This window comes from Sphingomonas sp. (assembly GCF_013812825.1).
Lineage (GTDB): Bacteria > Pseudomonadota > Alphaproteobacteria > Sphingomonadales > Sphingomonadaceae > Sphingomicrobium.
In genome coordinates, this window is the sequence record NZ_JACCSU010000050.1 from 26,252 (window position 1) to 52,952 (window position 26,701).

The 26,701-nt window shown below is 67.1% G+C and carries 22 protein-coding genes; 5 read left to right on the top strand and 17 right to left on the bottom strand.

Going from position 1 to position 26,701, the window contains the following annotated elements; genetic code table 11:
- The first annotated feature begins 82 nt into the window (after positions 1-82).
- Positions 83-526 (top strand): GFA family protein, encoded by a 444-nt coding sequence (locus tag H0T81_RS06975; RefSeq protein ID WP_294011284.1) that lies wholly within the window; start codon positions 83-85, stop codon positions 524-526.
- On the opposite strand, the gene trxA is transcribed toward H0T81_RS06975, so the two are convergent.
- Together trxA and addA are read right to left on the bottom strand one after the other, a co-directional pair.
- Positions 523-843 (bottom strand): thioredoxin, encoded by a 321-nt coding sequence (gene trxA, locus H0T81_RS06980; RefSeq protein ID WP_294011286.1) that lies wholly within the window; start codon positions 841-843, stop codon positions 523-525. The two genes, H0T81_RS06975 and trxA, sit on opposite strands and share 4 nt — an antisense overlap.
- 54 nt (positions 844-897) lie before the next feature.
- Positions 898-4,323, bottom strand: a complete 3,426-nt coding sequence (gene addA, locus H0T81_RS06985) for a double-strand break repair helicase AddA (RefSeq protein WP_294011288.1) — start codon at positions 4,321-4,323, stop codon at positions 898-900.
- Positions 4,324-4,370: 47 nt separating this feature from the next.
- On the opposite strand from addA, the gene H0T81_RS06990 reads away from it, so the two are divergent.
- A complete protein-coding gene (locus H0T81_RS06990) occupies positions 4,371-4,532 on the top strand; it encodes a hypothetical protein (RefSeq protein WP_294011290.1) in 162 nt (53 codons plus the stop codon).
- Between the two features lie 2 nt (positions 4,533-4,534).
- On the opposite strand, the gene addB is transcribed toward H0T81_RS06990, so the two are convergent.
- The 8 genes from addB to H0T81_RS07030 form a co-directional block, all read right to left on the bottom strand.
- Positions 4,535-7,462: a double-strand break repair protein AddB gene (gene addB / locus H0T81_RS06995; protein WP_294011292.1), complete on the bottom strand. Its 2,928-nt coding sequence runs from the start codon at positions 7,460-7,462 to the stop codon at positions 4,535-4,537.
- Positions 7,455-8,216: a nucleotidyltransferase family protein gene (locus H0T81_RS07000; RefSeq protein ID WP_294011294.1), complete on the bottom strand. Its 762-nt coding sequence runs from the start codon at positions 8,214-8,216 to the stop codon at positions 7,455-7,457. Before H0T81_RS07000 ends, addB begins: the two co-directional genes overlap by 8 nt.
- Positions 8,213-9,199, bottom strand: coding sequence for a phosphotransferase (locus tag H0T81_RS07005; RefSeq protein WP_294011327.1), 987 nt, complete (start codon positions 9,197-9,199; stop codon positions 8,213-8,215). Before H0T81_RS07005 ends, H0T81_RS07000 begins: the two co-directional genes overlap by 4 nt.
- On the bottom strand, positions 9,196-9,630 hold the full coding sequence (tsaE, locus tag H0T81_RS07010; protein ID WP_294011296.1) for a tRNA (adenosine(37)-N6)-threonylcarbamoyltransferase complex ATPase subunit type 1 TsaE: 435 nt from the start codon (positions 9,628-9,630) through the stop codon (positions 9,196-9,198). The genes H0T81_RS07005 and tsaE overlap by 4 nt, the downstream gene beginning before the upstream one ends.
- The gene (locus tag H0T81_RS07015) at positions 9,627-11,984 is read right to left on the bottom strand and encodes a PAS domain-containing sensor histidine kinase (protein ID WP_294011298.1); all 2,358 of its coding nucleotides are present in this window, start codon (positions 11,982-11,984) and stop codon (positions 9,627-9,629) included. Before H0T81_RS07015 ends, tsaE begins: the two co-directional genes overlap by 4 nt.
- Before the next feature lie 141 nt (positions 11,985-12,125).
- Positions 12,126-15,398: a TonB-dependent receptor gene (locus H0T81_RS07020; RefSeq protein ID WP_294011300.1), complete on the bottom strand. Its 3,273-nt coding sequence runs from the start codon at positions 15,396-15,398 to the stop codon at positions 12,126-12,128.
- A 154-nt stretch (positions 15,399-15,552) separates the two neighbouring features.
- On the bottom strand, positions 15,553-16,977 hold the full coding sequence (ahcY, locus tag H0T81_RS07025; protein ID WP_294011302.1) for an adenosylhomocysteinase: 1,425 nt from the start codon (positions 16,975-16,977) through the stop codon (positions 15,553-15,555).
- 125 nt (positions 16,978-17,102) lie between these two features.
- Entirely contained in the window at positions 17,103-17,675 is a 573-nt protein-coding gene (locus H0T81_RS07030) for a YqgE/AlgH family protein (RefSeq protein WP_294011304.1), read from the bottom strand.
- A 109-nt stretch (positions 17,676-17,784) separates the two neighbouring features.
- On the opposite strand from H0T81_RS07030, the gene H0T81_RS07035 reads away from it, so the two are divergent.
- Complete coding sequence (locus H0T81_RS07035) at positions 17,785-18,264, top strand: peroxiredoxin (RefSeq protein ID WP_294011306.1); 480 nt, start codon at positions 17,785-17,787, stop codon at positions 18,262-18,264.
- Positions 18,265-18,380: 116 nt separating this feature from the next.
- On the top strand, positions 18,381-18,863 hold the full coding sequence (locus H0T81_RS07040) for a hypothetical protein (RefSeq protein ID WP_294011308.1): 483 nt from the start codon (positions 18,381-18,383) through the stop codon (positions 18,861-18,863).
- A gap of 69 nt (positions 18,864-18,932) precedes the next feature.
- Here the strand turns inward: H0T81_RS07040 and H0T81_RS07045 are convergent, their stop codons facing one another.
- The 5 genes from H0T81_RS07045 to H0T81_RS07065 form a co-directional block, all read right to left on the bottom strand.
- Positions 18,933-20,798 (bottom strand): M2 family metallopeptidase, encoded by a 1,866-nt coding sequence (locus tag H0T81_RS07045; protein ID WP_294011309.1) that lies wholly within the window; start codon positions 20,796-20,798, stop codon positions 18,933-18,935.
- Positions 20,799-20,868: 70 nt separating this feature from the next.
- Complete coding sequence (locus tag H0T81_RS07050; RefSeq protein ID WP_294011311.1) at positions 20,869-21,648, bottom strand: alpha/beta fold hydrolase; 780 nt, start codon at positions 21,646-21,648, stop codon at positions 20,869-20,871.
- A 7-nt stretch (positions 21,649-21,655) separates the two neighbouring features.
- Positions 21,656-23,431, bottom strand: a complete 1,776-nt coding sequence (locus tag H0T81_RS07055; RefSeq protein ID WP_294011313.1) for a TIR domain-containing protein — start codon at positions 23,429-23,431, stop codon at positions 21,656-21,658.
- A gap of 50 nt (positions 23,432-23,481) precedes the next feature.
- A complete protein-coding gene (locus H0T81_RS07060) occupies positions 23,482-23,754 on the bottom strand; it encodes a DUF4242 domain-containing protein (protein WP_294011315.1) in 273 nt (90 codons plus the stop codon).
- Positions 23,755-23,810: 56 nt separating this feature from the next.
- Positions 23,811-24,257 carry a GFA family protein gene (locus tag H0T81_RS07065; RefSeq protein WP_294011317.1) on the bottom strand — a complete coding sequence of 149 codons (447 nt, stop codon included), beginning with the start codon at positions 24,255-24,257 and terminating at the stop codon, positions 23,811-23,813.
- A 62-nt stretch (positions 24,258-24,319) separates the two neighbouring features.
- Between H0T81_RS07065 and H0T81_RS07070 the strand changes: the two genes are divergently transcribed.
- Positions 24,320-25,324, top strand: coding sequence for a hypothetical protein (locus tag H0T81_RS07070; protein ID WP_294011319.1), 1,005 nt, complete (start codon positions 24,320-24,322; stop codon positions 25,322-25,324).
- Here H0T81_RS07070 and H0T81_RS07075 read toward each other — a convergent pair.
- Together H0T81_RS07075 and rplS are read right to left on the bottom strand one after the other, a co-directional pair.
- The gene (locus tag H0T81_RS07075) at positions 25,321-26,355 is read right to left on the bottom strand and encodes an aspartate-semialdehyde dehydrogenase (protein ID WP_294011321.1); all 1,035 of its coding nucleotides are present in this window, start codon (positions 26,353-26,355) and stop codon (positions 25,321-25,323) included. The genes H0T81_RS07070 and H0T81_RS07075 overlap by 4 nt on opposite strands.
- Positions 26,355-26,701 (bottom strand): 50S ribosomal protein L19 (rplS, locus tag H0T81_RS07080; RefSeq protein WP_294011323.1); only part of this gene is annotated, 347 nt, incomplete at its 5' end. The genes H0T81_RS07075 and rplS, both read right to left, overlap by 1 nt.

Here is a 26,701-nt window from a genome sequence, read left to right on the forward strand (position 1 = left end):
GGCGATCCGCCTCGCCCGCGCGCGGGCAACTGTGGGGCGCGATGTAGGCAGCACCCCGGTTTTAGTCAACGAAGGAGCCCCGATGGCCGAGCACGAGGGACGGTGCCTTTGCGCAGCGGTTCGCTACCGGCTCGAGGGCGATCCGTTCGACTGCGGCTGGTGCCACTGCCGGACCTGCCAGCTGAGCAGCGGAGCGCCGGCGATGGCCTTCGCCAGCGTCAGGGCCGGCCAGTGGATCGTCACCCAGGGCGAGGAGCAGGTCCGCCGGATGCGCTCGAGCAGCTTCGCCGAGCGGCTGTTCTGCGGATGCTGCGGGACTCCACTGGCGATCGACTACGACATCCAGCCCGAGACCTTCGATTTCAGTGTCCTCACCCTCGACGATCCGGCTCTCGTTCGCCCGGGCTTCCACATTTTCTGGTCGAGCCGGGTGGCGTGGTTCGATCCCGGCGACGAGCTGCCGAAATATGACCGGTTTCGGCCAAATACGGTCGGGCTAGAGGGAACCGAACCGCCTGATGGCTAGAGCTGGGCCTCGAGCCACTGCTGGATCTGGCTGCGCGGCGCTGCGCCGACCTTCTGGGCGACCGGCTGGCCCCCCTTGAACAGCAGCATGGTCGGGATCCCGCGCACCCCGTAGCGGCCCGGGACGTCGGGGTTCTCGTCGATGTTGAGCTTGGCGATGGTGACCTTGTCGCCGAGCTCGGTCGAGATCTCCTCGAGCGCGGGCGCGATCATCCGGCACGGCCCGCACCACTCGGCCCAGAAATCGACAAGCACCGGGCCCGGGGCTCCCAGCACGTCGGTTGCGAAGCTCTGATCGGTGACGGATTTGGTGGCCATGGCGGGGGAATCTCCTCTGCGATGGCGGCCATATGGCGATTCCGGGCGTGTCTCTCAACCGCCGAGCTCGAACAGGCGCGGCTCGGCGGTATAGAGCAGCGCCGAGCGGATGGCCCGGCCCGGGAAGATCACCGCAAGCGCCTCGGCATAGGCGCTCATCTGGGCTCGATGGGGCGCCGGGATCTGCTCTTCGCTCTCGGGTACCCTGCCCGTCTTGAAGTCGATCACCGAGACCCGGTCGTCCTCGACCCGCAGGCGGTCAACCGTCCCGGCAACGACGCGGCCGTCGGCAAGCGTCGCCGCGATCGGCGCCTCGGCCAGCGATTCGCGACCGAACAGGGGTGAGAAGCGCGGATCCTCGAGGATCGCGCAGACGAGGTCGGCGAGCGCCTGGCGCTCCGCGGCGTCGGTGAGCCCAGCCGAGCGCTCGAGCCAGCGCATCGCGGCCGACGGGCGCTGCTCCGCCTCGACCCCCGGCAGGCGCTCGAACAACTGATGGATCAGCGTTCCCCGGCGTGCGGCGGCGCGCTGCTCGGCGCTGGGTGCCGGCGCGGCCTCCTTGTCATCGACCAGTGCCGATGGAGCCAGCGGCCGCGGCGGCCGGCTTTCGGGCGGTGCGGGGCTGCGGGCCCAGTCGGGCACCGGCGGGGGTTCGATCTCGATCCTCGGCGGCTTCGGCCGCGGCGCAACGGCTGCGACACTGCCGCGATACTGGATCGTCTCGCCCCAATGGTCGTCCGGCTCCGGCTGCGCACCTCGCGAAATCAGCGCCCGTTCGACCCGTGTGTGCCAGCAGTTCTCGGCCCGCTCGCCTCTCGGCTCGACCCCGGCGACCACCAGCCGCTCGATCGCCCGGGTCAGGCCGACGTAGAGCAAGCGCATATGCTCCTGCAGGTCGGACTGCTCCTTTTTCGCCATCACTTCAGCAAATGGAGATATCCGCTCGGCCTTACGCGGACGGATTAGCGGCACCTTCACCGTTTGCTCCGCATCGAGCGGGAAATTGAAAGACCGCGCAGTGCCGCCGAGCTTGGTGGGATCGGCCGTCGCGTCGGCCAGGATCACGAACGGGGCCTCGAGTCCCTTGGCGCCGTGGACGGTCATCACCCGCACCGCCTGGGCCGGTGCCGAGGGGTCGCGCTGGATTTCGACGTCGCCGCGGCCGAACCAGGCGAGAAAGCGGTCGAGCGACGGTGTTTCGCTGCGCTCGAATTCCATGGCGCTCGACAGCAGCTCATCGATCGGGTCGCGCGATGCCAGGCCGAGGCGGCGGTAGAGCTTGCGGCGGCCTTCCAGTGGGCCGGACAGGATGGTCTCGAGGAACCGGGCCGGAGTCGTGAAATCGGCCATCGCGAGAAGCGCTCCCAGCGCCTCGTGCGCTTGGGTCAGATGCGGCTGCTCGCCGGACCGGTCGCGAAGCACCCGCCACAGCGGAGCCTTTTCTCTCCCGTAGGCGAGGTCGAACAACTGGTCTTGGCTCCAGCCGATCAGCGGCGAAACCAGCAGGTTGGCCAGGTTGAGGTCGTCGAGCGGCTGCACCGCGAACGCGACCGCGGCGAGCAGGTCGCGGACCGCGAACGGCTTCGACAAATGCAGCCGGTCGATGCCGGCGACCGGCACCTTGGCCGCGAACAGCCGGGCGACGATCAGCGAGGCGAGCTCGCCTCGGCTGCGGACCAGCACCAGAATGTCACCGGGGCCGAGCGGCCGCTTGGTCGAGGCGAGGATCGGTGCGGAGTCGAGCCAGCGCTTGATCTGGTCGGCCAGCGCGGTCGCATATTTGCGGTCGCGCTCGTCGAGCCAGCTCTCCTCGCCTTCTTCCGACTCATCGTCGGTTTCGACCGAGAACGGCTTCCACAGCTCGACCAGGCCCGGCCGCCGATCGAAGAAGGCCCGGTGCCGGTTGGGCGGCTCGGGCAGCCCCATGTCGCGAAAGCCGACCTCGTCGATTACCGCGTCGACCACCTCGAGGACCGCCGGCGCCGAGCGGAAGCTGGCGTCGATCGACAGGTCGCGGAATTCGAGCGCGAGGCGTTGTGAGTCGTCCGCTTCGTCCTCGGCGCGACGCAGCGCGCTCGAATTCTCCTCGACCCACTCGCGCGCCCGCTGGAACTCGTTGGGGTCGGTGCCCTGAAAGCCGAAAATCGCCTGCTTGAAGTCGCCGACCATGAAGATCGTCCGGATCCGGCCTTCGGCCTCGCTCGACCCGCTGAAATATTCGGCTGCGAGCGGCTTGATGATCTCCCACTGGTCGCGGTTGGTATCCTGGGACTCATCGACGAGGATGTGGTCGGTGCGACGGTCGAGCTTGTAGCGCACCCATTCGCCCATTCCCGGTGTCTCGAGCAGCCGCCTGGTCCAGCGGATCAGATCGTCGAAGTCGGCGACTCCGGCGCTTCGCTTGGCCCGGCTGTAGGCAGCGGCGAACGCCTGGCCGGCGCGCAACCCCGCCGCCATGTCGCAAGCGAGGCGGGCGCCGTTCTGGATTCGGAGCAGCTCCGACACCGCGGCGGCCAGCCGCTCGGCGTGGGTGTCGTAGGCCGGATCGGCGTTGCGCTGTCCGGCCTGCACCTTGCGCAAGTCGCCGGTTCCGGTGAACACCAGCAGCGCAAGGTCGGGAAGCGCGGCCGCGCGGGCCGCAGGATCGAGAGCCAGCCATCGCTCGACGCTGTCGGCAACGCCGGTGCCGGTGGCGCTGCCCCATTTCCGGTTGGCCGCGGCGATCGCCTGGAGCAGGTCGCAGTCGAAGCGGTCGTCGGCGCAATGCAAGGCCAGATAATCGTCGAGCGCGCCCTCGGGCAGCTGCATCGCCGTCCGGAGCTTGCCTTCGATGGTTTCGGGTGGCCCCAATTGGGCCAGCGCCTCGCTCGCCCGGGCGCACTGCATCAGATAGGCGATCGCGTCCTTCTCGCCGAGGCGCAGGCTGAGGCACTGGACGTCGGCGATCAGCGCCTCGTCGCCCGCGCCCTCGGCATCGGCGAGCAAATTGGCCAGCGTCGTTCGAGCCAGCTCCTGCTCCGCGCGGCCCTCGATCGGCTGAAAACCGGGAGTGATCCCCGCCTCGGCCGGGAACGCGGCGAGCAACGCTTGCGCGAAGCCGTGAATGGTCTGGATGCGCAATCCTCCAGGCGCGTCGAGAATCTTCGCGAACAGACGCCGCGCCCGCTGCATGGTAAGCGGATCATTGACTTCGCCGAGGTTGATGAGATCGGTTCTCAAGTCCTGATCGCGCATCCGGACCCAGCTGGCGAGCCGGACATTGATTCGGTTGGCCATCTCCGCCGCACCGGCCTTGGTGAACGTCAGGCACAGGATATGCTCGGGCCGGACGCCCGACAGCAGCAGCCGAAGGACTCGCGCGCTCAGCACCTGGGTCTTGCCGGTGCCGGCAGACGCCGACAACGCCGCGTGGACGCCGGGATCGGCCGCCAGCGCCTGGTCGCCCTGCAGCTCCGGAAAAGGCTTCAGCTGACGGCGCATCAGCGAACCGCTTCCCAAGCGGCGGGCGAGGCCATAGAAAGCCGGCCATGAGCGATGATGACAAGAAGCCCGCCGACGAGGCGAGCGAAGAGCGCCGGGCCAAGCTGGTCAAGGCGGGGGTTGCCGTCGGGATCGGCTCGGCGGCGATCGTCGCGGCGCTGCTGTACGCGTCCAAGGTCAAGAAGACCCCCGACAAGGCTGGCAAATAGCCTCATTCGCGGCCGTACCATTCCTCCAGCCGCATCAGCTGGTCATAGTCGCCGTACGGCGCGTAGGCCGGGTTGAGCTTGGCCGTGAACGGCTCCTCGCCCGTCAGCCAGCGGCGCGCGGCGCCGATGAAATGGCCCTCGGCGTGCGCCAGGAAGTCGGCCGCGCCCATTTTCCTGTCCGGGCAGACGCGCTTGCCGAAACCGTCGCCATATTTGGTCAGCGACCAATATTCGTGGGCGAGCGGCGCGCCGTCGGCCCCGTCGAACCCGCCGGCGCGGGCGATCAGCCCGAGCAGGCCGAGCTGCAGCGCGAAACCGGCGTCGACGGCCTTCTGGGCGGGGGCCTTGCCGGTCTTGTAGTCGACGATCGCCAGACCGCCGGAATCGAAATGGTCGATCCGATCAACCTTTCCGTAGACGGTCACTCCGTCGATTGCGGTTTCCCCCCAGATTTCCGCCTTCAGGGGCCGCCTGCCAGCGGCGCGGTTGTCCCGCTCCTGCTGCTCGACCCAGCGGATCGCCTCGATCAACCGCGGCTGCCACAAGGCGCGCAGCATCGGGTGGATGGACTCGCTTTCGAGCAGCGCCCGGGCACGCGGCAGCAACTTGCCGGGATCGCATTCGTCCTCGGCCAGCCACTGCTCGAGCACCTCGTGCACCGCGCTGCCTTTCCACGCGGCGCTGTGATCGGCGTCGACCGAGTCCAGGCTGCGCAGGCCGAGTATCGCCTGGGCATAAAAGGCGAACGGGTCCGCCTTCAGGCGGTCGACTGCGGTCACGGAAATCCTGTCGGGGCGCTTGTTTTTCGCCGGTGACGGGCGCGGCCGGCTGGCCGGCTCAAGCACGCCCGGATCGTCCAGCGTGGCGGCCAGCCTCTCGAGGCGAGTGTCGCGGGCGAGGCCGCCGGTCATCGCCCGAAGCCGAAGCCAGAAGCGCGAGGCAACCGTCGGCGAACGGCTGTCGCGCCGCGCCCGGGTGACGAGGACGCTTGGCGCACCGAGCGCGCTGGCGAAGTCGTGCGCGGCGAGGCCGGTCCGAAAATCGAGCCCGGGCATTCCAAGGTTGGCGCGGATCTTCGGCGCCAGCCACGGGTCGGGCGCCGGAAGCGCCGGCCACCCGCCCTCGTTGAGCCCGCCGAGCACCATCAGGTCGGCCTGTTGCAAGCGCGCCTCGAGCAGGCCCCAGATGAACACGCGCGGATGACCGCCGAACGGCGGCCGCACCCGCCGCTCGTCGAGCAACTGGCGGAGCATCGGCACCGAATCCTCGGCGCTCAGGGCGAGGCCGGCGGCCTCCGCTGACCCCGCAAGCTCAGCGAGCAGCTCGGCGGCCATGCGCCCCTCCTGCCCTCGCCAGGCCGCGTCGGCGGCAAGCGCGTTTGCCGACCGCGCCAGGCGCTCCGCGAAGGCGCTGAGCGCGACCGGGGCTCCGACCATCCCGTCGAGCGGCGCGACCAGGCTCCGAACGCGCCTCCAGGCGCGAAGGCAGCCTCGGAACTGCCGCTGTTCGTCCTGTGCGGCAAAATGCTCGTCGAGCCCGTGCAGGGCGGCGGCCGGACGCGGCCCGCGCAGCGCGAGATCGAGCGAGCGGACATCGTCCAGCCATTCGAGCCGTGCGTTCCCCTCACCGCCGACCAGCGGATGCTTGAGCAGCGACAGCAGCGGCACCGGCGCCAGATCCTCCGCCGCGGCGGTGACAATCCCGAGCAGCAACGTGCCCGCTGCGACCTGCGACAGCGGTTTGCCGGCGCTGTCGTCGGCGTGAATTCCCCAGCGCTCGAGCAACGCCGACACGCGCGCGGCCAGCGTCCGGTCGGGCGTCACCAGCGCCGCCGTTCGCCCGAGAGTCTCGACCGCCTCGCGCAGCGCGAGCGCGATCGCCTGGGCTTCGGCCGCCGGATCGGGCAGCTCGGCCGAGCGAATTCCAGTCAGCCGCCGTTCGGCGGGCTTGAGGCCGTTCCACTTGTCGCTGAAGTCGGCGGCGGTCATCGCGTTGGCGACGGCGCGGCCGCGGATCGCCCGCGCCGCCGAACGGCCCGAAGAGCGCCACAGCCGCACTTCATCGCGGGCAATGCCCATCCGCTGAAGAAGCAGCTTCAGGTGGAACTGCGGATGGCTTTCCTCGCCCCTCGTCTCCTCGTCCGAGTCAAGCGCCTCCCATTCCTCGTCGGGCATGACCGACGCGAGGCTGAGGCCCGGCAGAACGACCAACCCTTCCGGCAGGTCCGCGACGCGCCGCAACAAGGCTGCGACCGCCGGCGCGGCGGTGGTGATTCCCGCGGCAATCGTGAAGCCGTCCGGCGGATTTCGTCGCCAGCGGTCCGCCATCGCCCGAAGCAGCCGGTTGCGCCGTTCGGCAAGGTCGATCTTGCCGGTTGCGGCGAGCTGCTCCGGCCAGCGGTCGAGGATCGCGCGCAAGCGGTCGAGCGACAGCTGCCAATGGCGCGCGAGCTCGGGGGCATCGGCGGCCGCTTCGGCAAGCCTTGCCGGAAGCACCTCCTCGATCAGCAGCGCGTCGAGCGTTCGCGCCAGATCGGCCGCCAGGCGCGCGGCTTCCGCCGTTCCGGTCCCGTCGACGGCGACCAACCGGGTCAGGGCCAGCAGCCGCTCGAGCGGGTCGACCGCTGGCGGCACCGGATCGGATGTATCGGCCGGGTCGAGCGCACCGCCGATCCGCTCCTCGAGCTCGGGATCGCCGATCGGCACCAGGCGCGGCAGCACGAGCCCCGAGCCGCTGGCTCGGACGAACGCTTCGGTGACCGTCCGAACGGCGCGATTGTTGGGAAGCAGGATCCGCCCCCGAGCGAGGTCGAGCGGCCCGTCGCCGAACCGCGCCCTCAGGCCCGCGACGAGAGAATCGGCGAACGAACGATGGGCCGGGATGGTGAACACCGCCGGGGCCCGCGGCCGCTCGGCGGCCAGTTCAGGCATTGGCGAGCACCTGCTCGGTGGCCCGGATCGCTTCGGGGTTGCCGACGTCGAACCACAGGCCCTGGTGAACCGCTCCGTAGCAGCGCCCCTCGGCGATTGCGCGGTCCCAGAATAGGTTCGTCGAAAACGGCCCTTCCGGCGCGTCCCTGAGCAGCCTTTTCGATATGATCTGCAGGCCGGTGTAGACGAACGGTGCGACGCGCGAGCGGCCGCGGCGGCGCAGCCGCCCTGCCCGGTCCAGGTGAAAGTCGCCCAAGCCCTTGTGATTCATCGCCCGCGCGTGCGGGACCAGCAGGAGCAGAGCGTCCATCTTGCTGCCGTCCCAGTGCGAGGCCAGCAGCTTGAGCGTGTCGGCGGGGCCGTCGACCCACAGATTATCGCTGTTGATCGCGAGGAACGGATCGCACTCGATCATCGACTGAGCGCGCACCAGGCCGCCGCCGGTTTCGAGCAACAGCGGGCGTTCATCCGAGATCGTCACCTCGAGCTCGTCCGCGCTTCGGACCAAGTGCGCCTCCAGAACGTCGGCGAGGTAGTGGACGTTGACCACGACCTTCTTGACTCCCGCTGCTCGAAGCCGGTCGAGCACATGGTCGAGCAGCGCCTTTCCGGCGACCTCGATCAGCGGCTTGGGCTTGGTCGCGGTCAAGGGCCGCATGCGCTTGCCGAGGCCCGCGGCCATGACCATCGCGGTATCCGGGACCTCCGCCGCGACCTCGGCCCGCAGCCGCAGCGTTCGCCGGCTTGCGCTCACGCCGCCTCGCTCCACGGCGCGGCGCGGTGCTCGGGGCCAACGTTCGAATCGAACCAGGCGCGCACCGGCGCCAGATGGGGGGTTGCGAGGTCGCGTTCGAGAAGGCCCCACATCCGCGGCTGGAACTGGGTGTAATGCGGCCTGCCGTCGCGCTTCCACAGACGCGTGAAGACGCCAATGATGCGTGTGTTGCGCTGCGCGGCGAGCGACCAGTAAGCGCGCTCGAAGGTTTTCCCCTGCCCCGTCACCGCCACGTAACGGTCCATCATCGCGCGCTCGAGCTGCGGCGGCACGTCGCGGCGAGCGTCCTCGAGCACCGAGGCGAGGTCGTAGGCCGGATGCCCGCAATGGGCGTCCTGGAAATCGAGCAGGCCGACGTGCGCGACCCCTTCGCGACCGCCGACCAGCATGATGTTCTCGGCGTGGTAGTCGCGAAGGATGGTCACCGGGCCGAGGCCATCGGACGCGACGGGCTGCAACGCTTCGATCCAGGCGGACCGGTAACCTTCGACGTCGACCGCCAGCCCGAGCGCGGGGCAGTACCAGTCGGTGAACAGCTTGAGTTCCTCGAGCCACTGGTCGAGCCCGTGCGTGGGCAGCCCCGGCATCGGCGGGTGGCGGTGAAGATGAATGAGGACGTCGGTTGCAAGCTCGTAGAGCTCGCGCTCCCGCTCAGGGTCTTGATCCAGCGTATCGCGAAGCCGGGCATCGCCGAAGTCGGCGAGCAGCAGCAGACCCTTGTCGAGGTCGCGGGCGATGATCTCCGGAGCGCTCAGGCCGGTCGAGCACAGCCATTCGGCCACCGCGGCGAACGGCCGCGGGTCCTCGTGCGGCGGCGGCGCGTCCATCAGAACCGCCGAGCGGCCCTCGCCGATCACTCGGAAATAGCGGCGGAACGAGGCGTCGCCGGCCAGCGGCTCGATCCGCGCCCCGCCCCAGCCGCAAGCTTCCAGGAAGCGCGGCGCATCGGCGGGCGGAATCATCGCGGGGGCCATCGCCCCTCCCATGCCGGGGGCACTTGGGCTGTCAAGCGCCGTGCGCCGGCCTCGGCGAAGTCGAGCGACAGTCGGAGCGCATTGGGCCAGCTGTGCCCGCCGGCGCGCTCGGGCCACTCGACCAGCAGGATGGCATCGCCGGCGGAGTCGAGGCCAAGCTCCTCCAGTTCCGAGCGGTCCTCGAGCCGGTAAAGGTCGACGTGCCACGCCGGCGGCTCGAGCGCCTCGTAAGGCTGGACGATGGCAAAACTCGGGCTCGGCACCTCGTCCGAATGGCCGAGCCCGGCCAGGAAGCCGCGGACCAGCGTGGTCTTGCCGACCCCGAGCGGCCCTGAAAGCGCGACGATGTCACCGCGCCGGGCGCGGGCGGCGAGCTGCCCGCCGAGGGCCACCGTCTCCTCCTCGCTTGCCAGGATCACGGCGCACCGCGCGGCACCGTCAGAGTGACCGTGGTTCCCTTCGATTTCTTCGACACCAGTTCGACCGTGCCGCCGTGCGCCTCGATGAACTGGCGAGTGAGCGGAAGCCCGAGGCCCAGCGCCGCCTCGCCGCGGACTCCCGCCTCCTCGACCCGGTCGAAGCGGTTGAACACGCGCGGCAGGTCTTCTTCTGCGATGCCCGAGCCATTGTCGCTGATCTCGATCACCGCGCGCTCGCCGTCGCCTTCGGCCCTGAGCGCGATCCGGCCCCTGCGGTCGGTGTAGGCGATCGCGTTGTGCAGCACATGCTCGATCGATTCGCGCAGCCGCCGCGCATCGCCGATGACGAAACCGGTCGAGGCGTCAATCTCGCTGGTCAGCTTCTGCGCTTTCTCGGCCGCCCTCGGCTGGGCGGTTTCGACCGCCGCCCGGCACAGCCCGGCAAGGTCGATCCGCTCGCGCTCGAGATTGATTCCGCGGGTATCGCCGGTGGTCAGGTCGAGCACGTCGTCGACCAGCTTGGCGAGCCGCCCCGAAGACTCGACGATCGCGCTCACATAGTCCTTGGCCGCCGGCGACAGCTTCCCGGCGTAGCCTTCCGAGAGCATTTCAGCAAAGCCGCCGATCGAAGTCAGCGGAGTGCGCAGCTCGTAGCTCATGTTGGCGACGAAGTCAGTCTTGACCCGGTCCGCCGCCTCGAGCGCGGTGGCGCGTTCGCGCAAGGCCGCCTCGATCCGCGTCGAGTCGGTCACGTCGACCATCGTGAAAAGCGCATTGCCGTCCGGCAGCGGAACCGCGGCAAACTCGAAATGGCGCCCGTCGGTCATCGAGATCCGACCGCCCGCCGACTCCCGTTTGCTGGTCGTCTGGCGGACCTGCTCGCGGATCTGGGCCGCGGCGGTCGGATTGACCAGCTTGCGCGCCATCGCCGGCACCAGCTCGTCGACTCGCGGGTGCTCGCTCAGCCATTCCTCGTCGAGGTCCCAGACCTGGCAGAAGCGGCGGTTCCAAAGATAGAGCCGGCCGTCGCTGGCGAAAACGCTGATCGCCTCGAACAAATTGTCGAACGTAGCCGCTCGCACCCGGAGCAGCGTGTCGCGGGCCGACGCCAGTCGCACTTGCTCGGTGCGGTCCTCGAGGAACAGGCGCAGCCCGCTGTCCGGAAGCGGCTGGGCGACGACCCGCAAATGGTCGCCATTGGCGAGCATCCATTCTTCCTCGATCACTTCTTCGGGGCTGCTGAACCAGCCCCGGCGCTCTTCCTTCCAGGCCGGGAAGTCGCGCGTTTCGGGCAATCGGTGGTTGTCGCGCATGCGTTCGAGCACGCGGTCGAATTCGGGGCGCTCGGCCAGCCAGTCGGGGTCGAGCTGCGCCATCACCGCGAACGGCTGGTTGAAGAAGCTCAGGCAGCGGTCGCCATCGAACTGCGCCGCGCCGGCGGTCATCCGGTCGGCCAGCTCGCGCTGCGATTCGACGTGGCGAGCGAGCTCGAAGCGGGCGTCCTCCAGTTCCTGGATGTCGATCGCGAAGCCGGCGACAGCGCCCGTCGGCAGCGGCACGTTGACGATCCGCAGCATGCGCCGCTCGCCGCGCAAGATCGCCGCCTGGTGGCGCGACTGGATCTTGCCGACCTCGAGTGCCTTGAGGGCCGCTGCGCGCGCCCCGTTTTCGCCCGGCTCGTCGATCAGCTCGATGCCATTGGCAATGACTTCGGCCGCGTCGCTCGCCTCGACGGCGTCGACAAAGGCGCTGTTGACCAGGCCGAGCTTGAGGTCGGGTCCGCGGTACCACATCGGGAACGGCGCCGACTCGATCAGATGGGTCAGCGAATCCAGCGCTCCTTCCGTCTGGCGAAGCCGCAGCGACAGCTTCGAGCGCTCCTCCTCGCTGGCGCTGGTGTCGAACAGCCACAAGAGCAGGGTGCCGGGAGGCTCGGACGGCGGCGCCGGCCCGCCGCGGACATCGAACACCCGGCGCGATCCCGCCGCCCGCACCTTGCGCTCGACCCGCTCGCAGGCAATGGCGGCCGCCTCGACGTCGGCAACCAGCGCGTCGAGATCCTCCTTCTCGATGCCGACATGACCGCCGGCGAGATCGGCGAGCCTGGCCGGCGCCTGGTCGATTCCGAGCTCGCGCAGCAGGCGCGGGTCGGCCTCGATGCGGCCGTCGGGGCGGACCAGCAGCGGCCGGGCGGGCGCGACCTCGAGCAAGCTCGCCATCGAGCGGGCGGAATCGAGCACGGAGCCGGCGCTGGCGAGGCGCCGCGCGGCCAGCACCGAAACAGCCACCGCGACGAGGATCCAAACTGCAGCGAGCGCGATTGCGATCAGGCTAGCGCCTGTCAGCTCGCTCATCGTCCCCGCCGCCCGGTCATGATCAAGTCATAGGATGCAAGGTCGGCGGCGTTAAAGCGAAAACCGTTGTAGCTGCGCGCCCCGCCAAGACAAAGAAAGGCCGCTCCCGAAGGAGCGGCCCTGGAAGAGTGTTAGCGTCGCTTAGAAGTCGACCGTGGCACCCGCGTAGAAGTAGCGGCCGATTGAGTCGTACGGATCTCCACCCGCGATACCCAGCAGTCCGAGTGGCGGCTTGGTGTCGAAGATGTTGTCGGCGCCGATGTAGAAGGTCATCCGGTCGCGGCCGCCCTGCGGCACCTTCATGCTGAGGCGGAGCGCGTGGTACATCACGTCCGGGTAATACACCTCCTCGGTGAAGTCCTCATTTTGAGGCGGCCGGCCCTGGACCGAGAAGTAGTTCTCATATGCGCCGATCGTCTGCTTGCCGATGTAGTTCAGGTTGTAGCGCATGTCGAAATTGCCGAACCCGTAGGCAATCGTTGCGTTGGCTGCCCACTTGGGGTCACCAAGCTCGCTCAGCTGCCGGTCCGCGAAGTCCGGGTCGGTCGGGCTGATGAAGTTGTTCCGCTTGAGAACGCGGGTCGCGATTCCGCGAAGGTTGAGCCGATGTCCGTTCGAGAAATTGCGACGGTAGGCGACATCGAAGTCGATGCCGCTTGCGTCCTGCCTCGCAAAGTTGACGCCCGACGACAGCAGGGCCGGCTGAGCGAACAAGCCGTCCGGCTGCCGCGGGAAGATCAGGGCACAGAACTGGTTGTTGGTGCTCGGGAGGTCGACGCACTGATTGAGGATCGTTTGTGCGCTCAGCGTCGCAATGATGTTCTCGACCTTGATCTTGTAATAATCGACGCTGAGGCTGAGGCCCGGCACGAACGAAGGCGTGAAAACGCCGCCCAGCGTGAACCCCTTGCCGGTCTCCTCCTGGAGGTTCTCGTTGCCGCCCGACACGATCTCAATCGTCTGAGTGCGGGCAACCGTGTTGACGAAGCCCACTGGAACTCCGAGCGCCGCGCAGTTCGCCGCCCGGTTGGAGCTACCGGTGCCAATGAACAGCACGTCGCACGGATCGCTCACGAACGCGAAGTTCTGGGTCGCCGGCTGGAACAGGTCGCCAAGCGTCGGGACGCGAACCGACTTCGAGTAGTTGCCGCGGAACCGGAGGCCGCGAAGCGGAGACCAGGTCGCATTTGCATTCCAGGCGAAGGTCGTATCCGCGGCCGTGTTATAGTCCGAATGACGCGCCGCGCCGGTGAGGGTCAGCTCACGGGCAAACGGCAGGTCGCGGAAGATCGGTAGCTGAATTTCTCCGAAGAATTCACGAACCTTCAGCTTCGGCGGGTCGAACTCGGGGAAGGCGTTGAAGAAGGTCGCGCCGGCGGCCGAGAGCGGATCGGCCTCCTCATGGGCGGATTCGGTGCGATATTCGCCGCCGACCACGAAACGGGGAGCTCCACCCTGGAACTCGAACAGCTGCGATGTGTCGCCGCTGACGAAGGCAAGCGCATCGAACTGCGAGGCCTTGCCTTCGAGCAAGGAGGTCGTGTTGAAGTAGTCGAGCGCAGCCTGGCTGGGCCTTCCAGCACCAAACAGGTTGACCGGCACGCAGTTCGGATCGTCGTTCGTCGGGTCGGCATCGGCATTGACCCGGCAGACGATGTTACCGTTCGGGAGGCGAACCGCGTCCACGGCCCTCAGGAACGGCCCCTCGAGGAGTTCCCCGTCTGGGCCGATGTCGTTGATGACGAGATTGTTCCGAGCCTTCGTGTCCGAGCTCGAACGCCCGTAGTTCAACGAGACTTCGTAATTCCAGTCGGTGTTGAAGTTGCCGGTAACCCCGCCCACGACCCGGTAGGTGTCACGCCGGATTTCCTGCTGGCGGCCTCCGAAATCAACGTTGAACCGCGACAGGAAAATGGTTTCCTGCGAGGTCGGTCCGCCGAGGCAGCGGCCAATCGACTGGAGGGTCTGGATATTCTGCTGAGTGAGGAACGGGTTGTCGCAGGTAATGCCGCGGCCGCTGCCGAAGAACCCGGCGAAGCTGCCCTGGAAGAAGCTCGGCTGGCCTTCCTGGAGCGCGTCAACGCGAGCGAATTTCGCCTCGATGAACGGACGCAACGCGTCACTGACCTCATAATGGGCCAGCAAGTTCGCCGTGTACCGGTCGAGGCCCGGCGCCAGCTGTCCGGTTTCGCGCAGGGTCGTCCCCCCCCGACACGGATCGTTCGGGCGCTGGATGAAATTCCCTCCACCGAACGGGCGGAAGTCGAGCGCCGGGATGACCTGGCACGCAGTGCCGTCTGGATTGAAGGCCACGATGCGCGGCTGGCCCTGCGGAGTCCCCGGGTTAAGGCAGCGACTAAGGACCGTCGCCGAGGCATTGGGGTTCGTACAGGAGAACGGGAAGTTTGGACTCGTGGGAGCGAACACACCGACGCCACGCGCACCAGCGGTACCGCCGGTTGAGATCGTCAGGTTGCGGACACCGCAGAAGAACTGGTTGTCCGGCACATTGTCACCCTCGGGTGGCTCCCCGATAGTGGGCTCGGCCAGGTTGAACTGGCAGCGGCCGTCCTGCGAGCCGGTCAGGCCTGGCCGCTGATGGAAATAGAGCGGCTCCGCGTTCACATATTCCAGGTTGATCGCGACGTTCGCACGATCGCCGAAGAAATTCTCGCCGGCGGTCAGAGTGATGAACTGAATGCCACGATCGCCGCGCGACGACACGCCGCCCTGGCCACGCACGCGAATGCCGTCGAAGTCGCGCTTCAGGACGAAGTTGACGACACCGGCAACGGCGTCCGAGCCATACACCGCCGAACTGCCGCCGGTGACGATGTCCACGCGCTCGATCAGATCGGTCGGGATCGTGTTGACGTCGACCTGGAACGTGCCCGGGTTGTACGTGACGTGCCTGCGGCCGTTGACCAGCACGAGCGTCCGCTCGGTGCCGAGCCCGCGCAGGTCGAGGAGGTTGACGCCCGCGGTGCCGATGAACCGGGTCGAGTTCGCCTGACTGAAGGTCGAACGCAGGGACGGCAAATCGTTCAGCGCATCGCCAACGTTGACGTCACCCTGGTCCGTCAGTTCCTCGGCGCTGACCGAGGTGATCGGCACCGGCGAAGACGCGTTCGGATTGCGGATACGCGATCCGGTCACGACGATGTCCTGTTCGTCATCGCCGACAGCCTGACCCGATTCGAGTTCGACCTCACCCGAGATGCAGCGGTCGCGCGCACTGCCTTCAGGCAGGTTCAAGCATGCCGGGTCGGGCGCGTCGCCCGCGGCGCCGCTCGAGGCCGGCGGGTCGCTCGGCGGAGTCGGAGTCCCCTGGGTCTGGGCAAAAGCCGGATTCGCCGCCGCAATCGACAGGGCAATCGCGGACGAGGATAGGGTGAAGGTCTTGGCAAGACGCATCGATCAGTCTCCGAAACGAACGTGGAACGGGCTCATGACGGAAGCCTTGTCCATCCCCGACGCAAAAGGAAATGGTTTGGCAGCGCAGAGACTTAACTTCCCGCTCAGTGTCACATTAATGCAACGTTCAACGTCGGAGAGGCCTTGCGCCTGCTCAGTAGCGATAATGCTCGGGCTTGAACGGGCCTTCGGGTGAGACTCCGATGTAGGCGGCCTGCTTGTCGCTGAGCTTGGTCAGCTTGACCCCCAATTTGTCGAGATGGAGCGCGGCGACCTTCTCGTCGAGGTGCTTGGGAAGCACATAGACGTCGTTCTTATATTTGTCGGCGCCGGTCCACAGCTCGATCTGGGCGAGCACCTGGTTGGAAAAGCTCGACGACATGACGAAGCTCGGATGGCCGGTCGCGTTGCCGAGGTTCACCAGCCGCCCCTTAGACAGGACGATGAGCTTCTTGCCGTCGGGGAATTCGACCTCGTCGACCTGGGGCTTGATCTCGGTCCATTTCATGTTGGCCAGCGCGCCGATCTGGATCTCGCTGTCGAAGTGGCCGATGTTGCAGACGATCGCCATGTTCTTCATCGCCCGCATGTGATCGAGGGTGATCACGTCCATGTTGCCGGTCGCGGTGACGAAGATGTCGGCGCGCGTCGCCGCCTCTTCCATGGTCACCACTTCATAGCCTTCCATCGCCGCCTGCAGCGCGCAGATCGGGTCGACCTCGGTGACGATGACCCGCGCTCCGCCGTTTCGAAGGCTTTGCGCGGAGCCCTTGCCGACGTCGCCGAAGCCGGCGACGCAGGCGATCTTGCCGGCGAGCATCACGTCGGTCGCCCGGCGGATCGCGTCGACCAGGCTCTCGCGGCAGCCGTAGAGATTGTCGAACTTCGACTTGGTGACGCTGTCGTTGACGTTGATCGCCGGGAACGGGAGCTTGCCCTGCCTGGCGAGGTCGTAAAGCCGGTGAACCCCAGTGGTGGTTTCTTCGGACACGCCCTTGATGTTCTCGACCGTCTTGGTGAGGTAGCCCGGGCGCTCCTTGAGGAACCGCTTGAGGGTCGCGACGAAGATCTCCTCTTCCTCGTTGGACGGCTCGAACAGCTCCTCGCCCGCCTCGGCGCGCGCGCCCCACAGCGCGAACATGGTCGCATCGCCGCCGTCGTCGAGGATCAGATTGGCGGTGCGGTCGGGCTGGCCTGGCGTCGCCCAGTCGAAGATCCGCGCCGCATATTCCCAATAATCCTCGAGGGTCTCACCCTTGATCGCGAACACCGGGACTCCGCTGGCGGCGATCGCCGCGGCCGCATGGTCCTGGGTCGAGAAGATGTTGCACGACGCCCAGCGGACTTCCGCGCCCAGGGCGGTGAGCGTCTCGATCAGAACCGCGGTCTGGATCGTCATGTGCAGCGACCCGGTGACCCGCGCGCCCTTCAGGGGCCTGGAGGACCCATACTCCTCGCGCAACGCCATCAGCCCCGGCATTTCGGTTTCGGCGATCTCGATTTCCTTGCGGCCGAAATCGGCGAGGCCGACATCCTTGACGACATAATCGTTGAAACGGGTTTCAGCCTGGGTCGCCACGAGATGCTCCGGATCAAGAGGGTTGAGAGACTGGCCAAACGGCCGCCTCGGTCGCCGCGAGCCCTAGCCGCGCCGCGTCTCCAAAGCAAATATAAAGAATTCTTTATATGTTGAAGCCGGAAGCCTCAGGCGACCCCGGTTTCGCTCGACAGCAGCCGCGGATCGACGCCCTGGGACTTGAACGCCGCCGCCCAGCGCTCCTCGGTCGGGGTGTCGAACAGGATCGCCGGATCGCCCTCGGCCGCGAACCAGCCGTGACGGGTCATCTCTTCCTCGAGCTGGGATTCCTCCCAGCCGGCGTAACCCAGCGCCGCCACCCAGCGCGACGGTCCCCGCCCCTCGGCGATCGCTTTCAGAACGTCGATGGTTCCGGTCATCGCGCACAGCTCGCCCCGCTCGCCGACCACGTGCAGCGTGTCCTGGCCGCCCCAGTCGGTCGAGTGGAGAATGAAACCGCGCCCCGGCTCGACCGGACCGCCGTGGTGGACAGCACTGTCGGGAGCCTCGCCGGGATCGATCCCGAGCTGGTTCAAAAGGCCGCGAAAGCGAAGCCCCGCGCGGGTATGGCCGATGCCGATCCCGACCGCTCCATTCTCGTCGTGGACGCAGAGCGCGATCACCGCCCGATCGAAGCGCGGGTCGGCCATCCCCGGCATCGCCAGAAGCAGCTTGCCCGACAGGAAGGGCGGCTTGTCCATCGCCGTCGAGCATGGCCTCGCACCCGGCGTCGGGCAACCCTTGAGGCGGGCTGTCGCCGGGCCTATCTGCCGCCTTGTCCCAACACTCGTCCCTCCAGGAGAATCTCCCATGACCATTTCTGTCGGCGACAAAATTCCCGACGTGCCGCTGGCGATCGCGGCTCCGGACGGACCGCAGCCGACCACCAGCGGCGAATATTTCCGCGGCAAGAAGGTCGCCCTGTTCGCGGTCCCGGGGGCGTTCACCCCGACCTGCTCGGTCCGCCACCTGCCGTCCTTCGTCGACAAGGCCGGCGAGCTCAAATCCAGAGGGGTCGACGAGATCGCCTGCGTCGCGGTCAACGACCCGTTCGTCCTGACCGCGTGGAACCAGAGCGAGGGATCGGCCGACATCACCATGCTGGCGGACGGCAACGGCACCTTTGCCGACGCGGTCGGGCTGGCCATGGACGGCAGCAAGTTCGGAATGGGCAAGCGCAGCCAGCGCTACTCGATGATCGTCAACGACGGGGTCGTCGAGCAGCTCAATGTCGAGGCTCCGGGCGCCTATGAAGCATCGAGCGCCGAACATCTTCTCGAACAGGTTTGAGGGGCTTTCCCGAGCAGCCGTCGCGTCCTCGCCTCTCTTCGCCCTATCGGGGAAACGCGCTGCGCTTCCGGGCGTTTATCATTGCGCGACAACCCCAAACATGAGGAGAGTATTTCATGCCCCGGAACAGCAGCAATAATCGAGGCGGCAACCGGAGCCGTCGTTCCAAGAACAACAATCCGGAAGGGCATAATCAATATAGCAACGGCTGGATGGACACGGCCCGCGAACGTCCGGTGGCGGCTGCCGCGGCTGCGGCGGCGGCCGTCGGAGCCGGCGTGTTCCTGTGGTCGAAGCGCGGCCAGATCAGCGACCAGCTGAGCCAGCTGAGCGATCAGATCGGTGAGTGGACCGAGAACATGAGTTCCGAGCGGGAGTTCGAGATGGCCGGGGGCGAGAATCGCTTCAGCGCCTCGACCGGCGGCGGAGCTTCCGGCGATTTCGGCACCCCGGCAACCGGCAGCTCCAACCGCATCGGATCGGCGCCCAGCCGGACCGCCAGCAAGCGCCGCAGCGCGACCAGCGGTTCGTCGACCGGCAGCGGAACGATGAGCGGCGGCTCGATCGACACCGGCCCCAGCGGACGCGGCCGCGAGTAAGCGCCGAGCACTAGCTCGCAAACGAAGGGGCGCCTCGCGGCGCCCCTTTTTGTTTAGCCTGTGCTTAGCTCACCAGCCGCATTGCTTGCCGCGGTTCTGCTCCTGGAGCCAGCCTTGCAGCGGGGCGAAGTAAGCGAGCAGCGGCCGGCCCGACATTTCGCGTGTGCCGGCGAACGCCTCGAGCGCGTCGGGCCACGGCCGTGACTTGCCCATCTCGAGCATCGCGTTGAGGCCGCGGCCGACTTCCTTGTTGTTGTAGAAGGAGCAGCGGTGCAGCGGCCCGGTCCAGCCGGCCTGGCGGCACGCCGCCTCGAAGAACTGGAACTGCAGGATCCGGGCGAGGAAATAGCGCGTGTACGGCGTGTTGCCGGGGATGTGGAATTTGGCGCCCGGATCGAAATCCGTGGCGGCGCGCGTCACCGGCGGAGTGATGCCCTGGTAGCGCAGGCGCAGGTCCGTCCACGCCTGGTTGTAGGTGGCGGGCGTCGTCTCCCCCGAAAAGACCCCCCAGCGCCAGCGGTCGACCATCAGCCCGAACGGCAGGAACGCCACCTTGTCCATCGCCTGGCGGAGCAGCAGGCCGATGTCCTTGGAAGCGGGCGGGACGCGATTTTCGGCAAGCAGGTCGACCTGCGTCAGATATTCGGGCGTCACCGACAATGCGATCATGTCGCCGATCGCTTCGTGGAAGCCGTCGTTGGCGCTGTCCTTGTAGAGGATCGGCTGGTCCTTGTAGGCGCGCTGGTAGTAATTGTGGCCGAGCTCGTGGTGGACGGTGACGAAGTCGTCGGCGTTGACCTTGGTGCACATCTTGATGCGGATGTCGTCGCGGTTGTCGATGTCCCAGGCGGACGCGTGGCAGACCACTTCGCGGTCGCCCGGCTTGGTGATCATCGAGCGCTCCCAGAAAGTCTGGGGAAGCGGAGCGAAGCCCAGCGACGAGAAGAAATTCTCACCGGTCTTGACGATCTTCTCGGGCGTGTACTTCTTGGCCACCAGCAGGTCCGTGAGGTCGTAGCCGATGTCGCCGGCACCCCGCGGGGCGACGATGTCGTAGATCCCTCCCCATTCCTGCGCCCACATGTTGCCGAGCAGGTCGGCGCGGATCGGACCGGTCGCCGGCTGGACCGAATTGCCGTATTTCTGGTTGAGCTTTGCTCGGGTGTAGCAATGCAGCTGGTCGTACAGCGGCTTCACCTCGTTCCACAGCTTGTCGGTCAGCGCCGCGAACTCGTCGGGCGCCATGTCGTAGCCGGACCGCCACATCGCTCCCGTGTTGGCGTAGCCGAGTCCGCGAGCGCCGGCGTTCGACAGCTCCACGAAGCGGGAATAATCGGTTCGCATCGGGCGGCCGACATTGTTGTGCCAGCTGACCCACATCTCCTTGAGAAGCTCGGGATTGCGCTCGGTGCCCATCAGCTCTTCAAGATCGACGCCCGGTGTCGGCTTGCCTTTGTAGAGCCCCCGGCCCTTGCCATATCGGCTTTGCAGGCCGGTCAGCAGGGTCGCCAGCTCGTCCGCCGCTCCGGGCACATTCTCGGCCGGTGCGACGATTCCCTGCTTGAGGATGTCGAGCTTTCTCCTCGTGTCGAACGAGAGTCCCTGGACGGCGTCGAACCGCGCGGCCTCGGTCGCCAGACGGACCTGCGCCTCGGTCAGTTCCGCGCCGGCCTTCGAAGCGAGCCAGTCGGTGTCTTCGGTGATGTAGGTTGCGTTCACCCAGGCCGACTTGTTCACATAGAGGCTGAGCTCGTCGAGCTCCTTTTCGGCACGGGCGACGAAGGCGTCGGCCGCGGCGGCGGTCGGAGCCGCAGCGACGGCTCGACCGGGGGCGGCGTCGGCGTCGGCGACAACGAGCGGCGCCGCGACCGGCGGGTTGGTGGCACAAGCGGCAAGCGCGATTGCGGCAAGCGATACGGAGGCGGCAAATTTCATGGCGGGCGTCCTCGTCCTCGAGTCTTTGGCTGTTCGCGTGGGGAACGAGTGAAACCTGGCGCGAAAATCGTCAACCCTTCAGGAAAGCGGCAATTTCTTCCCCGAGTTCCGGTTTGGTGACCGAGCTCATGTGCGTTCCGGGCACTTCGGCGAACCGGGCGTCGGGAAGCGCCTCGGCGAGCTCCTTGGCCGAGCCGTTGTCCTCGTCCTCGCTGCCGCACACGACCAGCGTCGGCATCGAGAAGGCCTCGAGCCATTGCGGCGCCATGTCGCTGAAGCTCGACAGGACGTGGCCGACGGCGACCCGGTCGACCTTCATGGTTTTCATGAACTGGATCGCCAGCCAGTGCGGGTCGCCCCGCGCGCTGGTGTCGAAATGGGCGATCGCGTCGCGGAAGAAGGCCTGGCGCTTGCCCCAGTTCTGCAATCCGCGAAGCCCCATCCCGGCGAGCACCGCCTTGCCCGGGCGCAGGCCCTCGCCGACCGCCTGGACGACCGTCCGGGCGCCCAGCGAGAAACCGCCGAGGTCGAAGTCGGCGAGCTCGAGGTGAGCGATCAGCTCATTCAAATCGCGGACCAGAATCGCGTGCGGATAGGCGTCGGGCGAATGCGGCTTGCCACTGAGCCCGTGGGCGCGAAGGTCGGGCATGATCACCCGCCGGCCGGTGGCGGCGATGCGGTCGGCATGGCCGAAGTTGATCCAGTTCATCGCCGCGTCCGAGAACAGTCCGTGGAGCAGGATCACGGCCCGCCCCTCGCCGACTTCGTGCCAGGCGAGCTCGGTGCCGTCGGACGCGGTCCAGCGATGGACGGCGGGCGCGGTGGGCGCGGCCGGGGAACGAGGCGGCATTGCCCGGCTAACTCGACACAGCGGAGGTAGGCGCCGTCTTGTTGTCGATGCCGAGCCGCCTTTCCGCGTCCGCCATCATCTTCTGGAAGCGCGGGTCTTCGCGCAGGGGATCGAGGTCGGGGTCGGTCTGGGCGGACCTTACCGCTCGCGGCCCCGAGGTTTCCGCCAGGGTCCGCGCGAGCAGCTTCAACGCACCCTCATTGTCATCGAGGTAAGCGGCGAGGATGCAGGCGAAATTGTAGCGCATGTTGAGGTTGTCGGGATCGACCAGCATCGCCCGCTCGATCCACTCTTTCGCGCGGTCGGTCTCTCCGAGCAACGCCAGGCCACCGGCGCCGACCCCGATCGCCGAGCCGTTGCTGGGGTCCTCGGCAACCGCTTTTTCGGCCTGCGCGACCATCATCCGGGCCCCGCGGAGCACGCCCTCACGATTGTCCGCGGCCTGGTAGCAGCTGACCAGTATCGCCCAGGCGTGGTAGTCATTCTCCATCACCTCGACAGTTTTCTCGTAATGGCGAGTTGCTTCGGGGATGTTGCGGCGAAGCATGCACAGCCGCGCGGCTTCCTTGTTGACCTCCCAGCAATCCGGGTCGAGCTGGAGAGCCTTGGCGATTTCCGCCTCGGCATCGTCCAGTCGCTGGTTGTGCTCGAGCCGCAGGGCCATCGCGCAATAGGCCTCGGCGATGCTCGGATCGATCGACAAGGCCGTATGGGCGGCGGCAAACCCGTCGTCGACCTCGCAGCCGAAACTGTAACGCATGCTCGACTGGGCGAGAGCCAGAAGAGCCCAGGCACGGGCGTAATAAGGGTCGATCTCAACGGCTCGACCGCAGATGCGCATCACCCGTTGCTCCCGGCGGACGTCCCCGTGATTGCCGGTGATCCAGTACTTTCGGGCCATCAAATAGAGGTTGTAGGCTTCGGCGCTGGTCGTGCCGCGCTGCTCGATCGCCTTCTTTTCCTCGGGAAGCAGCTTGAGCTTGAGAGCGCCGACGATCGCCTTGGAAATCTCGTCCTGGATCGCGAAAATGTCGTTGAGGTCGCGGTCATAGCGGTCGGCCCAGACGTGGTCCCCGGTCGCGCCGTCGATCAGCTGGGCGGTGATCCGCACGCGGCTGCCGGCCTTGCGGACGCTGCCTTCGAGCACATGGGTGACCCCGAGCTTTTCGGCGACGTCGCAGACATCGACCGAACGTCCCTTGAAAGTGGAGGCAGTGTTGCGGGCAGTCACTCCGAGCGCCGAGATCTGCGACAAATCGGTGGTGATGTCCTCGCTGATTCCGTCGCTGAAATATTCCTGTTCGGCGTCGCCGCTCATGTTGGCGAACGGAAGGACACAGACGGACACTTCCCGCCGGGACCGCCGGGCGGGCTGCTTGGGCTCGTTTTTTCCCGCCGGAGCGAGCGCTCGAACGCTGGCGACCACCTTGGTCCAACCCGGGGATTCCCCGTTCCCGTCCCAATCTCGCAAGTCGGCGCATTGGATCTGGTTGAACGGAAGCGGCGGGACGGTCGCATCGAGCACACCCTGGACCAGCGTGCCCGCAGAGCGAGCGATGTCGGCCTCGGCGCGCACCCATTGCGACCTCGCCGCCTCCGCCGACCATAACACGACGACCGCTTTTGCAGCCTTCAGCCGTTCCTCGATGACGTCTCCGTAGGCGCGGTGCGCGGGCAGCTCATCGTCGCGCCACACCTGATAGCCTTCGCGGCGGAGCGCTTCCGCAACGCGTGCAGCATGCGGCTCGTCCGGCCGCGCATAGGAAACGAACACGTCCGCCATACACCCCCTGGCCCATCGATATCAGGACTCTGGCGGTGAGTCTTGAGCCTCTATTCGGCGGTCGTCGGGTCGATCATGTTCCGGACGAGCGAGATCTTGTTGGCCGGAAACCCACCGCGCTGCGCATGCTCGCGGATGATGTCCTCGTCGGGCGCACGATAAATGCAATAGATCTTGTTGTCGGTAACGTAGCTGTGGACCCACTGGATATCCTGGCCAAGGTCGCGGATGACCGAGCAGGAGGTTTGCGAAGCGGACTTGAGGTCGGTCGGTCCGAGTTTTCCAACACCCGGCATTTCGCGTTCAATCACATAATGCGGCATGTCTGTTCCTCCCGCCGAGATCGACTTTGTGCGCCGAGCCGCGACGCGAGTCCAGACTAGTCGGGCATCTTGCCCGTGGCGGCGATCCAGCGATCCACCAAGGCCGGGTTGTCGGTGGTCAGATGCTCGGGCAGCCCTTCGGTGTTCAGCCAGGCGCGGTGGAGGGATTCGGAACCGAAGTGGCTGGTCGGCCGGAACCGCGACGGGTCGTCGAACGCAGCGACCGTCAGGTCCATGTTCTTGCCCTCGCGGAACTGAAATCCCAGCGAAGTGCCGCAATCGCGGCAATAAGGGCGCCGCGCGATCGGCGAGCTCTCGAACCAGTCCGGGCCGCTCGCCCACTCGACATCGGCTTGCGCGAGGTTCTTGAACGCGATCGAGACCGAGCCGGTCGCCCGCTGGCACATTCGGCAATGGCACAGATAGGCTTCGTCATCTTCGATACGGGCCCTGAAGCGGACCCGGCCGCACGCGCAGCCGCCTTCCATCACCTCGTCCGCCATGTGCGCTTTTCTCCCGCCTGGAATGAGGATGCACGCGGCCCTTTGCGCGGCTAAGGGGCGGCATGTCCAGCGCTCCGTCGGCCGCCCCTCCAGCCCGGGAAATCGTCCGCGACGCGCGCTGGCTGGCGCAGGCGCTCGACCCGAATGCCGGCGTCGTCCGGCTGATCGAGATGACTCCGGACGGGTACCGGGCGGCAAGCTTCCTCGACGACCGGATGCTGCAGGCGCCGGTTCATTCGGTGACTCGCCCGTTCGCCGAAATCGCCGCGGCCATTCCCGCCGACGCGCGCGGCGATGCGCGGTGGATTTTCCACATCGGCCATGTCGGCTCGACCCTGCTCGCGCGGTTGCTGGGCGAGCTCCACGGGGTGCTCGCGGTGCGCGAGCCCCGCATCCTGCGCGACGTCGCGGCTTCGGGCCGCCGAGACCAGTACGTGCCTGCGGTTCGCAAGCTGCTGTCGCGCACCTTCGCTCCCGGCGAGATCGCGCTGGTCAAGGCAACCAGCTTCGTCAGCGAGATCGCCGCCGAGCTGGTCGTGTCCGGCGAGCGGGCTCTGTTCCTGTACGCAAAGCCGCGCCATTACATCGCCTCGATCCTCGCCGGCGAGAACAGCGTTCGGGAATTGGCGGCGCTTGCCGACAGCCGGTCGCGGCGGATGGCGGAGCGAGTCCGCGGCCTGTCCGGCCACGGCCCCGCGCATCTCGCGGCAGCCGCCTGGGCGTGCGAAATGACCGCGCTCGAAGCCGCCGCCGAGGCGATGGCCGACCGGCACGTGCGATGGGCCGACTTCGATGCGCTGCTCGGCGACATCGAAGGGGCGCTTGCCGGGCTCGCGCAATTCTTCGGGTTCGAGGCTTCCGACGAGCGGGTCCGGGAGATCGCTCGCGGGCCGCTGATGGGGCGCTATTCCAAGGCCCTGGAATATGAATACAGCCCGTCGCTTCGCCGCGAGCTGATCGAACAGGAGATCCGGCTGCAGGGGCGCGCGATCGACGAGGCGGTGGCGATGCTCGCGCAGGTGGCGAAGGATTCGCCGCTGCTGGCGAGCACGCTTGCGAGGAGCTAGGCGGCTTTCTGCAGATGCTTGCGGCCGAGGAGCTCGGCGATCTGGACCGCGTTCAGCGCCGCCCCCTTGCGCAAATTGTCGCTGACTACCCACAGCGACAGCCCGTTCTCGACGGTCGAATCCTCACGCACCCGGCTGACGAAGGTCGCATAGTCACCAACGCACTCGACCGGAGTCACATAGCCGCCGTCCTCCTGCTTATCGACCAGCATGATTCCGGGCGCCTCGCGAAGGATCGAGCGCGCCTGGGCGGCGGAGATCTCGTTCTCGAATTCGATGTTGACCGCCTCGGAATGGCCGACGAACACCGGCACCCGGACGCAGGTCGCGGTGACCTTGATTGCCGGATCGAGGATTTTCTTTGTCTCGACGACCATCTTCCATTCTTCCTTGGTCGAGCCGTCGTCGAGGAACTCATCGATGTGCGGGATGACGTTGAAGGCGATCTGCTTGGTGAAGTGCGAGGGTTCGCTCGCTTCGCCGACGAAGATGTTGCGCGACTGCTCGAACAGTTCGTCCATGCCGGCCTTTCCGGCGCCCGAAACCGATTGGTAAGTCGCGACGACGACCCGCCTGATCGTCGCCGCGTCGTGCAGCGGCTTTAAGGCCACCACCAGCTGTGCGGTCGAGCAATTCGGGTTGGCGATGATGTTCTTTTTCGAATAGCCGGCGATCGCCGCGGCGTTCACTTCGGGCACGATCAGCGGGACGTCGGGGTCCATCCGGAACAGCGAGCTGTTGTCGATCACCGTGCAGCCGGCGGCCGCGGCCCGCGGCACATGCAGCCTGCTGGTCTCGGAGCCGGCCGCGAACAGCGCCATGTCCCAGCCGGCGAAGTCGAAATGGTCGAGGTTCTTGACCCTGAGAGTCTCCCCGGACTCGCCGAAGTCGACGACGTCGCCGGTCGAGCGGGCCGAAGCGACCGCGGCGATCTCGGCCAGCGGAAACTGCCGCTCGGCGAGGATATTGAGGATCTCGCGGCCGACATTGCCGGTCGCACCGACAACCGCGACGCGATAGCCCGACGCCATCAGCCCTTCGCCTTCTCCGACGTAGCGCCCTTCTCCGACGCGGCGCCCTTCTCCGTCTCGGCGCCCTTGCCGCCGGGGATGTCACGGCGCATGTCGCGCCGCTCGGCGATGCGGGCCGACTTGCCGGTCCGTCCGCGCAGATAATAGAGCTTGGCCCGGCGGACCGCGCCGCGGCGCACGACCTCGATCGAATCGATCGCCGGCGAGTAGAGCGGGAAGACGCGCTCGACGCCCTCGCCGAAGCTGATCTTGCGGACGGTGAAGCTGGAGCCGACGCCCTTGTTCGAGCGGGCGATGCACACACCCTCGAAATTCTGCACCCGCGAGCGGTCGCCCTCGACCACTT